This window comes from Pseudoalteromonas piscicida, from assembly GCF_002744175.1.
GTDB lineage: Bacteria > Pseudomonadota > Gammaproteobacteria > Enterobacterales > Alteromonadaceae > Pseudoalteromonas > Pseudoalteromonas piscicida_B.
Genome location: NZ_NKHF01000015.1, coordinates 1 through 13147, shown reverse-complemented (window position 1 = coordinate 13147; position 13147 = coordinate 1). Strand labels below are relative to the sequence as shown.

Sequence of the window (13147 nt, the reverse complement as noted above, 5' to 3'; positions counted from 1 at the left end):
ATGGACTTACAACCACATTATTCTATCAAGGCGAACGGTAATGAAGTATCAAAAACCCTCAAAAACCGCCTGGTGGAAGTCAGTGTAACTACGCGTACTGGGCTGGCGAGTGATACTTGTTATGTCCGTTTTGATAATTTAGCGGATGCGCCTATTGCCTTACCTGCACCTGACGATAAGCTAGAAATTGCAATGGGCTACAAAGAAGGCACAAAAGATCAAAGTGCACCATCGACCAAATTGGGGCTCTTTGAAGTTGGTGCCTATGAACTGACGGGGCCAAACCGATCATTGACTTTATTCGGCAATAAAGTGTTGTGGGATAAGGATTTTAAGGCGTTAAAAGTCCGCTCATGGCCTCCCGAGGGCAAAGATGAACCGTTGAAATTAGATAAGCTTATCAAAGAGATTGCTGGAGAATATGGCTTGCAGGCAAAAATCGGAGAGGCATTTTCAGGCCTCGAGATCCCACATATAGAACAAAGCGAAAGCGATATGCAATTGCTGAGTAAACTTGCTGTACAGTTTGATGCCATTATGAAAATTGTTGATGACAAGCTTATTTTTATGGCTAAAGGCACGGGCAAATCGCTTACTGGTAAAGCGTTACCCAGTGCAGCGCTTGGCAAGGCTCAGATAACAGCATGGCGGTTGAATGCGGATCACAATAAGCTGATAAAAGCAGTTAACGCCTATTTTTATGATAAGACGCTGGCGCAAAAAACACAGGTGAGTGTTGGCGGTGGCTCACCACAAACGACACTTTCTTATGTTTATTATGATGAAGCTCAAGCTAAAGCTGCTGCAAAGTCGATGTTGCAACGGCTCGGTCGCGCGCATCATGAGCTGCATCTGTCGGTTGTTGGCGATCCTGCTCTAGTTGCCGGCGGTGTCGTCACGCTTGAGGAAGTGGATGAAAACCTCAATGGGGATTGGTTTATTACTGAAGTAAAGCACATCATCAACCATGCTGGTTTTAAAAGCCACCTAATTTGCGAAGCCTTAAATTAGTCAATCGAATATAGAAGCTCAGATCAAAAAAACAGAACAGCGACCTTTAATACCGCTTGGGTATTTTGGGATTGCTGTTCCGTGACGGGTTTTGATGCTTGTCCATGTTTGGTGCAGGTTCGATTAAGTCTGAATAGTCAAACCTAACCCCTTTTAACTAATCCATTAAGACCGCAGCCAGAGCCAGGTTGCGGCTTTCCCGCCTTTATGATTTTCCTTTCTCCTTGTGTCCCGCACAGGGTGTATTTTTATCTCACCGTTCATGAGTGAGATATCTCCCTTTCTCCATGTGGGCCATCCTCATTTTGAGGCTCTGGCCTCTTTCCTTGTGTAATCTAATGTAATGGTGCTTAGTACAATTTACTTCTACACTCAGTGATGCTTCTAGCACTTAAATACCAGCAAAAAGGATTACAACATGTCGCACCACTGCAATCACAACCCCATTGTTTCTGCCGCTATTTATCCACCTATAGGTGTGATGCGTGTCGGTAACAGCCCAGAAGAATTTTTTATTGGCCCAGAGGTCGATACTGCCATTCCAAGAGACACCAATTTCTATCGCGATAAAACCGGCGCACTCAAGCGCCAAGCAGCCCGTTTTCGCATTTATGGTCTAGATGCTCAGGGAAATATTGTTAAAGAGCTACTTTGCGATGACAGTACGGCTATTACGTGGCGCGCTCGTCTGGCCAATCAAAAATCATCATGGTATGAGTTTCAGCTAGCACTGGATATTCCCGAAGCCCTTGAAGCTCCACCTAGTTTGCTACGCAACCTCAATGTAAAAGACCGTCAGTCGCTATTAATTGACGGTGGTGAGCAACAGATCAGCGGGACCAACTCTGGATGTGGTTGCAGTCGTTTTGAAGGTTATTTTGCCGATACAAAAGTTTACCTCGGTGAGATGCGTACTGACGAAAAAGGACGGCTAATCATGCTTGGAGGGCGTGGGGTGTCTGAAAACCCGCAAGGTCAAGAAGCGGTTACGTTTGGCAATAATGAAGGCTGGTATGATGATACATCGGACGGCCCGATAACGGCTGAGGTTACTTATCAGGGCAAATCACTAGAAGTAAAACCAGCTTGGGTTATTTGTGCGCCACCAGATTATGCACCGATGCAAAAATCTCCTCGTACTATGTGGGATTTAATGCGCCAAGTGGCTGTGGATGCCAAAATGCTCCCAGCACCAAGTGGTAAACCTTCGTTTAGTAAAGATATTTTGCCCATTTTTCAAAGGCTGACCAACTTACAGTGGGTAAATGCTGGGTTTGCTGCTGGGTTCGGTTGGAATAGTCCATTCGATTTTACCTCAGAGGCCTGGATCAGCCGTTTAAACGATAATTCTGACACTTGGCGCGAGGCTAGGCGTAACCTATTCAACAATTTTAGACAAATCGAAAAAGTAACCAGCGAAGACAAAAAGCATAGTTGGGATCCAAAGTTTGCCGCAGCAGCACCACAGCTTTGGCCTTGGTTATATGGTGATGCCATGAGTGTTGAAGCAGACGATTCGCCGAGGCAGTTTGTAACGCTAACAGAGATCCAGCTACATATGTTACAACAGTGGTCGAACGGTGAGTTTGAGTCTGATTATGACCCAAAAAGTCGAGCGCCAACTAATATTGACGAACTCCCGGTTGCTGAGCAGCCTGATATGCTGACAAAAGCGGCAATGGAATTTTGTTTAGCGGATGCTTTTCACCCTGGCTGTGAAATGACATGGCCAATGCGCACCGCGGGCATGTATAGCGAAGCATTTAGGCTCAAGCATGCACAAGATACAGCCCCAACTCATGGCACCAATTATGGCGTTGAAATGACGCCCGAAATAGCATTGCACTCAAGCGGTCCACTACTCACAGGACAGGTTGCAGGGGGAATTACTCGCTGGATGGCTATTCCATGGCAAACCGATACAGCCAGTTGTCGAGACGGCTATAATCAAGCCTATGACCCGTACCTCCCCACTTTTTGGCCTGCGCGTGTACCAAATAACATGTTGAATGAGCGCAATTATCAAACTGTGGTCGATGAGAGTCAGCCATTTGATACCCGTCAGAGCGCATTTAACGACCGTGAACTGTGGCTAAATGATTTACCGATACCTACAGATACCGCACCTGCGGATCTTTACCAAGCGCAAATTAACAGCATGGTTAGGCATTTTGCAGATCTCGCGGTGGTACTACCAAAAACAGAACCTGGCGTAACGGGCTTTCCTACCACCATGCAAGTGGGCCTAACACCTGAAAAGCCAGCGCTAAAAGCTGAGAAAATGATGATAATGAACACCCAAGGCATGGGTGACCGTCGTCCTGACTTATCACAAACCGACAAAGCACATCGTCGTAGTCGTAAGTCTTAATGGTTGCTATGACTGAAAGGAAATCGGATATCGTCATTGTAGGTGCAGGCATTGCTGGATGCATTGCCGCACTTGCCCTATGTCGTCATTATGACGTTGTTGTGGTGGATAAACTTGCTAAGGCAAAAAGCAAAGTTGGCGAGTGTCTGCCACCTGCTGCGTCTAGAATTCTCAAAAAACTTGATTTACTGCACTTGTTACAAAGCCCTGAGCATTTAACTTGCCATGGAATGGTGTCATTTTGGGGGAGTGAAACCCCTACGATAGTTGATAATGTGAAAAACCCCGATGGCCTGGGTTGGCATCTACATCGGCAGCATTTTGAACAGCAACTACGTGACGAGTTAGTGCTACGCGGTGTGACGCTGTTATCATCGGCGAAACTTACGAATATAGTGCAAGCAGGGTCAACTTGGCAGCTGCAAGTCGAAGGGAAGGGGACTGTCACTTCTATTACATCATCGTTACTCATTGATGCGACAGGTCGTGCGAGCCATCTAGCTCGTCAATTGGGGGCTAAACTACAACAATTTGATAAGCAGATGGCGCTTTGGTTAACAGCTGAAGTGGCTACTACAAAGCAATTTGCCGTGATAAGCGATGAAGAAAACGGTTGGTGGTATAGCGCCCCAAGTGCGGCATGTTTGCGGCACAATCAGTGCATGCAGCCCCGAGTATTCTCATGGCAGGCAAGTGCTGAGGTAATCAAAAAAAGCAAGATAACCACAGCTCAACATTTTCTATCTGCGGTCAGGCAGGTTAGAGGATTTAATACCTTGGTAGAATTAGTAGCGTTACCATCAGCACAGCTACAGCCGATGGTAAGTGCTAATTCTGCACGTTTGGATCGTTGTGCCGGACAAGGTTGGTACGCTGTTGGTGATGCCAGTATGAGTTTTGACCCATTATCCTCTCAAGGCATGTTACACGCCATGACCAGTAGTATGCAGCTTGCTGATATGTTGCTTTTACACTCGATAGACTACAAGCATGGTGCAAAGCTGTATCAGTCTCAAATGGATAGGGTATGGATGCACTATTTAGCACATAGGCAGCATTTTTATGAGGGCTCAAAACTAATCAACCTGAACTCGGGATAACAACTTGCTCACGACCTGTTGTTATCCCGATTTTAGGTTTATCAGTTAGTTGTTGTTGGTTATCGCTGTGATGTTGAAAAAATTAGCAGGGATGGATATTTACGCTACTGTTAATAATAGAATCAACAAGCCGCATCCGGTTTTGGGAGCCCAATGTCTATTCAGCAAGAAAACATTGAAGAAACACTCTTTTTCAGCCAACTACTAAAGCAAACATCTGCAATAGAACTGCTAAAACAAGTATTGATGCATTCTCATCATGCGGTAGTGATCACAGATGCAGATCGCGCCCATGGCTACCGAATTGTCTATGCCAATAACAAGTTTTGTACCCATACGGGTTATGAGTTGGCTGAGCTGGTGGGGAATTCACCGGCTATTTTACAAGGTCCAAAAAGTAATAAAAGGGTAATAGCTAAACTCAGTGATGCACTTGAACGCGATGGTTTTTTCTACGGTTCGTCCATTAACTATCGCAAAGATGGCAGCATGTACCCAGTAGAATGGAACATTTCTGCCATTCGCAACGAGCAAGGTATTGTTACGCATTACATTTCTATGCAAAAGGATTTGACCAACTTGCGAAGGCTTGCTGAGCAAATTCAAGAGTCGACAGAAGTATTTAAGAAGTTCTACTTTAAAGTGTCTCACAATCAAGCATTCGTTGACCCTGAAACTCGTCGTATGCGAAGTCGAGGAAAAATGACTTCTGAGGCAATCGAATTATTTGATGAAACACTCGAGGAGCTCAAGAAAAACGAAAAGCTACTCAATGGTAATTTGCGCTCCGATGAGGTGAATGAGCTATTCGATGATGCTTTCTTCGATATGGGGCCTGATGATCTTGGCGCTTTTGCAAGTAAGTTGCAAAAAGAGCCGGAATCGGCGGATGAGTTTTGGCAAGAATGTCCGATTGAAGGGGATGATGTTGCCTGTTTACTCGAAGCAATGGATGAAGTAGACGCCGAAGTGGGCCTGATCCAAGCGAACGGCTATTCACAGCAGCGCATTGAATTGATTGTTAAATTATATAAAGAGCTCGCCAATAGCTTGTATTTTTGTGTTGAGTTTAATGACGGTGCGTTATTGATTGATGAGGTAGCGGATTGTTTAACCAAGCATTTAGACGGCAAAGATATTCCAATCGAAATGTTGGCGATGTTTAATAAAGATCTTTTTGTGTGGATAAAAGAAGTGTTTGAGTCGAAGCAGTGCGAAAACATCTATAGCGGTGAAACCAATACGATTGCGGCTGGACGGCAGTTAATTGCGATGCTCAACATGCTGGAGTGAGCTGAGCATAAAAGTGGCGCAGAACAAGGTGGTGCTGAAGCTAGGTTTTTATAGGTGCTAGAGGAAGCTGTACATGAGCAATGGCACCTTGTTTATCTTTACGGTTTGTTAGGCTCAATGTGCCGCCGTGTTGTTCGATTATATTTTTGGCTAGGATCAAACCAACCCCCTTACCCGATGCTTTTGTTGTATAAAAAGGTACAAATAAGTTGTCGAGATTATTTATTCCATGTCCCTCATCAAGTACTTCAATAAAGGCAGACTTGCCGTTGTGATAGGCATTCACGTCAACGTTATGGCCATTGGCACTCGCTTCAAGGGCATTCTTGATTAAATTAACCAATGCTTGTTCGAGTAAGCTTTGATCTACCTGAATAACAAAGTCAGCTGTGGCTGCCAAGTTAACTTGACCGTCAAATAGCCCTACAAGTGGTTGTAATAGGTTCTGTATTGATGTGGTGTTAAGGTTAAGTTGGTGTTGTTTTGCAACGCTGGCATAGCGGTTGACGAACGACATCAAGCCATTACTTCTTTGCACAATAACCCCGAGCGCCTGTTCAAAGTCGGCTTGGTTTTCCTTTGTTGTTGGGATCTCTATTAAGGTTTGTGCAAGCGACTTAATCGGTGAAAGTGAGTTATGGATTTCATGGCTCAGCACGCGGATCATTTTTTGCCAAGCATCACGTTGTGCCTGACTAACCACCGCTTGTACGTCGGTCAGGATGACCAAATGTGCCTGCATACCCGCGATGGTCAGCTCGCTGAAGCGCAGCTGCCAATTTTCACTGAGCGTTGGGTGATTGAAATGCCAATGGCCATTTGCATACTCAAGGCTAAACTTATGTGCTTTGAGCAAGCGTTGACTTTGCCAAGGCTTTCCGGTCCAGTTTGAGAAGGCTTCGTTAGCGTGAACCAGTGCGGTATTGTTATCAAAGATAGCGATGGGGCTGGGTAATTGCTCAATAAGCCTAAATAATAAGATAGCTTGGTGGTCTCGCTCCGACTTAAATGATTGGAGTTGTTCGCACAGCTGCTGCGTTTCATGCTGTAGGCTGTGCAGTATGCCGGATTTATCGGCGCTATAAAAGCGTTGCCCATACTCTTCATTTTTAATCGCCTCTATGGTAGTTGAGAGGTGATAAAAGGGCTGTAGCAGATGCTGTTTAGCATGATATAACAGCAACGCAAATGGGCTCAACACCAACACAAAATAGGTGATATAGATCAGCTGTGAGGCATCAAGTAAAGCCAGAAAAGCACCGCTTAGTATGGTAAACAGCAACCAAATAGCCAGACAAAAAATCGACAAGGTTTGTTCGAAATTGGGTTTATTCACAGAAGGGCTCACCGAGTTTTAATCTCGAATTTATCGAGGCGACGATAGAGTGCACTTTTGCTGATCCCGAGCAGCGCCGCGGCTTCTTCGACATTTTCGTGGCATTGGGCTAATGCCATTTTTATTAATTTTTGCTCTGCTTGATCTAGTGTCATCATCTCAGGCTGCGCGGCTTGTGTTTTTGAGATGGTCTTTAGAGACAAGTCAGAATCACTGATTGCGTCGTTATCACAAAGTAACAAAGCGCGTTCCATCATATGGCTAAGTTCACGGATATTCCCTGGGAATGAATACGTTGTTAAGGTTGTCTGCGCCGTGTCACTAAGCGGTTTAGGGTCAAGCCCATAGGTGTTCGCGTGTTGCTGAATAAAAAAGTTGGCAAGTGGAATGATCTCATCGGGACGTTGCCTCAGTGGTGGGATCTCAAATTCCATTGTATTTAACCTAAAGTATAGGTCACTGCGAAATTGCCCCATTTGCAGCTGTAACTCGAGATCTGCGTTCGTGGCGCTGATGATCCTAGAGCTTGCAAGTTGTGTTTTGTTTGCTCCAACCGCTTCATATTCTCCCGTTTCTAGCACTCTTAAAAGCTTGGCTTGCTGTGGCTCGGTGAGCGTGCCTATTTCATCCAAAAATAAGGTTCCGTCCTCGGCCATTGAGAAGCGGCCTTGCCTATCTTGCTTGGCATCGGTAAAGGCACCTTTCACATGACCAAACATTTCACTTTCAAATAATGACTCAGGGATCGCAGCCATGTTAGTGCTGACAAATGAGCCTGTCAGGTTACTTTGCTGGTGGATATAATTGGCGATGTGTGACTTGCCAGTGCCATTTTCTCCTCTGAGTAAGATGTTGGCCTTGGTTTTAGCAACCCTATCAAGCTTGGTTTTTAATGCTGTCATGGCCGGGCTTAACCATAGTAGCTTTTCAGCGGTGTCTGTCGCTTTTACTTGAGACGAGGTGTTTGGTGGCACTGAGGAAGTCTGCGTTTTAGCCGCTATTTGCTTGAGCCCTAAATGCTTTTTTACCATCATGACCAAGTTGTGGTTGTCCCAAGGTTTGGCAAAAAAGTCTTTGGCGCCACGCTGCATGGCTTCAACGGCAAGTTCGACGCTAGACCAAGCCGTCATCGCAATAAAGACTGTGCTGCTTTGCGGGGTATATTTGCTTAAAAAACCGAGCCCTTCGTCACCTGAAGTGGTATCGAACTCATAATTCATATCGAGCAATACAATATCAATTTCGTGCTGATCAAGTTGTTCAGCCGCACCATGAAGGTTACTGCTCTGAAAAACAGTGAATCCGTGGTTTTTGAGTAAAAACTGTAAGCTAAGACGGATATCCGCCTTATCATCAACGATTAAAATGGAACCTTGCATAGTGTTTTATCGGCAAAGTGAGCGTGTTTCTACTGCACTTTGCCTATTACTTCCTGTTGTTATTATTCGTTTCTTAGTGCTTTTATAGGATCTTGGTTTATCACCTTTTGCACCGGTAAATAGCTTGCGGTTAACGCAATAACCATCATAACTGGGAGCGTGACAAACACCGCAAACCAGCTTACGGAGATAGCTTCTGTACTGGTTTTGGACAGTACTAGATAACCTAAGGCTACCAACACAGCGCTTACTCCAAGGCCAATTATCACAGGGGTGAGGCTTTGTTTGAGTACTTGTGTCACTAACTTGTTTGTATGTGCGCCCAAAGCCAAATGGATCCCAAGTTCATAGCGGCGCATTTGCACACTATAGTTGAGCACACCATAAATTCCCGCTCCGGCTAAGCTTAAGGTAAGGGCTAATAATGCCACAGTCAACATTGCTTGTAGCCAAGTCTGTCGTAGCCTTTGAGTAAGCATGGTTTCCACAGGTTCAAAAAAAGAAAAGTTAAGGCTAGGGTGAATAGCTTTGAGCGCATTGGTTAACTGTGCTTGGGACAGCGGTGAGCTGCCTTTGACAATAAACGCAGTGCTGCCCTCTGTAACTGGCAAATAGTAGCGCTCTAAGGTATAGCCACGATTGCCCGTTGGCACATAGATATCACTGACAACCCCAACCACTTTTCTTGGTACTTCTCGGTCTGCGTACAGGGTTTGCCCAATAGGGTTTTCCTCTTTAAACAGGCGTTTGGCCAGTGAAGCTGAGAGAATAATCTCGTTGTTGTCAGCGCCTGAAGTCGCAATGGGAGTAAATGCGCTTCCTTGCTGAAGCGGCAAGGAGAGGGCAGTGAAGCCATCTTCATCATAAAAGGACAGACTGACAATCCCAAGTAGCGTGATATTTTGGTCATACAAATAATTTTGCCACCCCATTTGTAGTGGTGACGTGTAACTTGCCGACGCTGAAGTGACGCTTGCTTGAGCCATTAGAACTTGCTTGATTTGCTTGCCGAGCTCAAAGCCGTCTATCTCAGAGGCACTGCCATCGACACGAACAAAATATAAATGTTCAGTATCGAAGCCGGTTGGGTGTGTCATTTGTGCGTAAGCGGGAACCAATTTGTTCGCAGCTAAAAACAGTAAAATACTGGCAAAGCACACTTGTAGTGCCACCAAAACGTGACGAGTGCGTTTGGAAATTTGCGCGCCTGTGCCTTTACCACTGCTGTGCAAGGCATCTGTTAATGCATGGTAATTGACCTGCTTGCTGGTAAACCAAGCGATAAGCAGCGCGATAATTAGGCTAAGTGCACAAGCAACCACTATGGTTGGCCAGTCTAATGTTAGTCCTTGCATGCGGCTAAATAGATAACTTAAGTCGTGTGCTAACCATACATTCAACCATTCAGCTAATAGCAATCCAACTATTGTAGCGGCACCGACCAAGAGCATACTCTCGCAAAACATACTAATAAAAATGTGGGTTGGCTTTGCACCGAGTGCAGCTTGGATAGCCATAGTGCGTTGCTTTTGCGCCGCTCTTGAGAGGAATAAATTGACCACATTGGTGAGTGCAATCAATACTAAAACAGCGGCAGAGAAGAGTAACGTAACAGCAAGCTCGTCCGTTTGGGCAATGATTTTGTCGCGCAGTGGTGTAAATCGAGCCCCAATTCGTGTGTTAGGAGCCACATTTTCTCGCGCTTGATATAAAGTATTAATTTGCTCGCCAAGGCTATGATTCACCTGATCTATATTGGCACCAGGCTTTAGCTTGGCAATGCCGTTAAATTGGCTACTAATGTTATTCCAGTGAGATGTAGTGGTGACAGGATCTGGAAAGCTACTAAACCCACTGACTGGAAATCCACCAAAAACTTCTGGGACTTCAAACGCTTCCCCTGTTACACCGACAATTTGATAGCGTGTTTGGTTGAGGGTGGTGTAACTGCCTATGACTTCAGTGTCTGCATTAAAATGCGTTATCCAAGATTGATAGCTCAATACCAAGACCTTTTGTTCATCGCTAACGCCTTCGTCTTGTTTTAGCGCTCTACCTAGATGTAGTGGTGTGCCTAGCAGCTCAAAAAACTCTGGGGTGACTCGCATAACATCAACGGTCGGCATCTCTTTTACATCCATCAACCTCGTTGAGGCCAAATGCATCATCGCCATTTTGTCGATAAATTGTTGGTCTTGATAAAGTTGAAACTGAGTAGAAAGTAGCTGAAAACCATACTGAGTTTCGCCATTAATAGTTTCACTTTGGTCTGTGACCCAAAGCTTGTCGGCATCTGGGTAAGGTAACGGTTGTGTGATCAACCTATGGTTGATATTAATGACTACAGTCAGTGCAGCTAGCGTCAACGCGAGCGTAACCAGCACAGTTAGGCTGAACCCTGGGAGCCTCCTAAGGTTTGAAAGTGCAAGCTTACATTCCTCTTTTATCATCCCACCATCTCCAAGTTCATTTCGTCTACCATTACCCCATCCAGTAAGAACAGTTTACGTTTTGCCATCTCTGCATATCTAGGGTCGTGAGTAACCATACACATGCTGGTGCCTTTGTCATTAAGGTCGCTGAGCATGCGCATTACGGCATCGCCATTTTTTGAATCTAAGTTACCGGTAGGTTCGTCAATGAGTAGAATATCTGGCTGATTGGCGAGCGCACGGGCGATGGCAATACGTTGCTGTTGTCCGCCAGAGAGCTGATTGGGTTTATGCTCAGTTCTGTGTGTCATCTGCACTAGGTCTAAACAAGCCATCACTTGCGCTTTTAGGGCCGAGCCTGTAAGGGGGGAGTCGCTGTACTTTATGGGTAAGGCAATGTTGTCAAATACGCTGAGCTCGTCAATAAGATTGAATGACTGAAACACAAAGCCAATATGCTTATTTCTTAATGTTGCTCTTTGATTAACATCGAGGTTGCTAACATCATTCCCTGCAATGGTGTAAGTACCAGTACTTGGGCTATCTAATAGTCCGAGAATATTCAACAGTGTTGACTTACCGCAGCCTGAAGGCCCTGAAATAGATAGATACTCTCCTTCATTCACTGTTAGGTTTACCCCGCGCAAAGCCTGTGTTTCCATGCCGCCAAGCACAAACTTCTTAGTGATGTTTTTAAGTTCAATAACGTGTTTATTATTCATTGTTTTTCCTTTATTTACTCAAAGTCACTACGGGGGCATTTGCATAGCTTGCCATATCCGACAAAATAAACTGCTGAGCAATGGCTGCGCCGTCTAACAGTTGGATATGTTGCGCTGTTTCTGCGCCATAGTGTACTTGAATTGCATGAGCTTGTTGGTTTTCTTTGTCAACACGATACAAGGTCGCGTTACTAAAGGGCTTAGCTCCGACTGGTTTATCAATAAACAAGGCCGATTTGAGCGTGTCTATCGCTACTTTTCCTTCAATGTTGAGCTCTGGACGGGCGCTTGAAGGCAAGTTTGTAGGCAAGGTTACTTCAACTTCAATATTGCCATTTTGGACCATAGGATTAATGCGCGATACTTGACCTGTAATTAAATCGCTACGGGTGTTGATGCTAACTTGCTGATGTAACTTTATTTGCTGAGCATAAGCTTGCGGGATCTGTAACTGGGCATATAAATCTATGGTACTACCGACCAACACTAGTTGGGTGCCAAGAGACACGCTTTGCCCAAGCTCAACATGAAGTTGTTGTAGTACTCCTTTGATACCAGCCCGAACAGTGAGCTTATTTACCCTGTCTTGCACCAACAAAAATGCTTCGTTACTGGCATCAATATTTGATTGCGCAAGCTGCAAATTAGCTTTGTGTAAGGTTTCTAATTGTGAGAGCCGCTGTTGCTCAATATCAATGCGGCGTTTGAGTTGCCGGTGGGTAAGTACCGCGCGTTGATAGTCAAGCTTAGAAACCACGCCATCTTCGACCAGCTCACCTTGAGCGGTTACTTCCAGCTCAGCGCTTTCTAACTCTGATCTTAGAATTTCTAAGTCAGCCTGATGAGAGAGCCGTTCTCGTTGTTGATTAATATCGAGCTGCAAGTACCGCTCCTGTGACTGAGCCAGACTACGTTTGGCATCTTTTAACGACTGTGCCAAATTGACATCTTGTAACTTCATTATGATGCTTTCTGGCGTCACCTCGGCCCCAGGGCGTAATAAGATCTCTTCGACTGTGGCATCGCTTGCGGCACTGATCAGGCGCGGCTTTTTCGATTTAAGCTGACCATATCCAGATACACTGACCTCTAAATCCCCTTGCTGGACTTCTGCAATCCATGTTTTCGCTATGGGTAATGATGCCTGCGCTGAGGGCTGTATTAGCAGCCATATAATAAATACGGCGAAAACGGTTCCGCCAACAGCCCACAACCAGTTAACCTTATTGCGCTTTTTATGTTCGACTTGTATATCCATGTTGATGTCTCTGTTGGAATGAAGGTTGTTATTACTTTGTTGATAACAAGTCGTATGCCAAAAATTAATTATTTGAAATTATTGTGTTTTTTGTTTTTTACTTGCTGGGGATGGCGTGTTTTTTGCGGTTTCGAAAATAAAAATTGTGATATTGGGAAAGGATGAAATCACCTTTTTGTTTAATTTATGTAATTTTTTGTTGCGATTTTTCTCAGGGTCTGGTTTTATCTAGGTTAGAGTAAAGT

9 protein-coding genes are annotated in these 13147 nt (G+C 44.9%); 4 read left to right on the top strand and 5 right to left on the bottom strand.

What is annotated here, in order from left to right; all coding sequences use genetic code 11:
* From CEX98_RS03395 to CEX98_RS03380, 4 genes are all read left to right on the top strand, one after another.
* On the top strand, positions 1-1011 hold the full coding sequence (locus CEX98_RS03395) for a phage late control D family protein (RefSeq protein WP_099640724.1): 1011 nt from the start codon (positions 1-3) through the stop codon (positions 1009-1011).
* A 418-nt stretch (positions 1012-1429) separates the two neighbouring features.
* Positions 1430-3382 carry a LodA/GoxA family CTQ-dependent oxidase gene (locus CEX98_RS03390; RefSeq protein ID WP_099640723.1) on the top strand — a complete coding sequence of 651 codons (1953 nt, stop codon included), beginning with the start codon at positions 1430-1432 and terminating at the stop codon, positions 3380-3382.
* A gap of 8 nt (positions 3383-3390) precedes the next feature.
* A complete protein-coding gene (locus CEX98_RS03385; RefSeq protein ID WP_099640768.1) occupies positions 3391-4482 on the top strand; it encodes an NAD(P)/FAD-dependent oxidoreductase in 1092 nt (363 codons plus the stop codon).
* 153 nt (positions 4483-4635) lie between these two features.
* Positions 4636-5775 carry a PAS domain-containing protein gene (locus CEX98_RS03380; protein WP_099640722.1) on the top strand — a complete coding sequence of 380 codons (1140 nt, stop codon included), beginning with the start codon at positions 4636-4638 and terminating at the stop codon, positions 5773-5775.
* A gap of 40 nt (positions 5776-5815) precedes the next feature.
* Here CEX98_RS03380 and CEX98_RS03375 read toward each other — a convergent pair whose 3' ends face one another.
* From CEX98_RS03375 to CEX98_RS03355, 5 genes are all read right to left on the bottom strand, one after another.
* Positions 5816-7111: a sensor histidine kinase gene (locus CEX98_RS03375; RefSeq protein ID WP_242441606.1), complete on the bottom strand. Its 1296-nt coding sequence runs from the start codon at positions 7109-7111 to the stop codon at positions 5816-5818.
* A gap of 8 nt (positions 7112-7119) precedes the next feature.
* Complete coding sequence (locus CEX98_RS03370; RefSeq protein ID WP_099640720.1) at positions 7120-8490, bottom strand: sigma-54-dependent transcriptional regulator; 1371 nt, start codon at positions 8488-8490, stop codon at positions 7120-7122.
* A gap of 62 nt (positions 8491-8552) precedes the next feature.
* Positions 8553-10940 carry an ABC transporter permease gene (locus CEX98_RS03365; protein ID WP_099640719.1) on the bottom strand — a complete coding sequence of 796 codons (2388 nt, stop codon included), beginning with the start codon at positions 10938-10940 and terminating at the stop codon, positions 8553-8555.
* Complete coding sequence (locus CEX98_RS03360; protein ID WP_099640718.1) at positions 10937-11644, bottom strand: ABC transporter ATP-binding protein; 708 nt, start codon at positions 11642-11644, stop codon at positions 10937-10939. Before CEX98_RS03360 ends, CEX98_RS03365 begins: the two co-directional genes overlap by 4 nt.
* Positions 11645-11654: 10 nt before the next feature.
* The gene (locus CEX98_RS03355) at positions 11655-12902 is read right to left on the bottom strand and encodes an efflux RND transporter periplasmic adaptor subunit (RefSeq protein ID WP_099640717.1); all 1248 of its coding nucleotides are present in this window, start codon (positions 12900-12902) and stop codon (positions 11655-11657) included.
* Positions 12903-13147 lie beyond the last annotated feature (245 nt).

Bases quoted from the DNA above. Each gene is read 5' to 3' on its own strand.
- CEX98_RS03395 (WP_099640724.1), top strand. From the start codon at position 1: ATGGACTTACAACCACATTATTCTATCAAGGCGAACGGTAATGAAGTA.
- CEX98_RS03380 (WP_099640722.1), top strand. From the start codon at position 4,636: ATGTCTATTCAGCAAGAAAACATTGAAGAAACACTCTTTTTCAGCCAA.
- CEX98_RS03355 (WP_099640717.1), bottom strand. From the start codon at position 12,902: ATGGATATACAAGTCGAACATAAAAAGCGCAATAAGGTTAACTGGTTG.
- CEX98_RS03390 (WP_099640723.1), top strand. From the start codon at position 1,430: ATGTCGCACCACTGCAATCACAACCCCATTGTTTCTGCCGCTATTTAT.
- CEX98_RS03370 (WP_099640720.1), bottom strand. From the start codon at position 8,490: ATGCAAGGTTCCATTTTAATCGTTGATGATAAGGCGGATATCCGTCTT.
- CEX98_RS03385 (WP_099640768.1), top strand. From the start codon at position 3,391: ATGACTGAAAGGAAATCGGATATCGTCATTGTAGGTGCAGGCATTGCT.
- CEX98_RS03365 (WP_099640719.1), bottom strand. From the start codon at position 10,940: ATGATAAAAGAGGAATGTAAGCTTGCACTTTCAAACCTTAGGAGGCTC.
- CEX98_RS03360 (WP_099640718.1), bottom strand. From the start codon at position 11,644: ATGAATAATAAACACGTTATTGAACTTAAAAACATCACTAAGAAGTTT.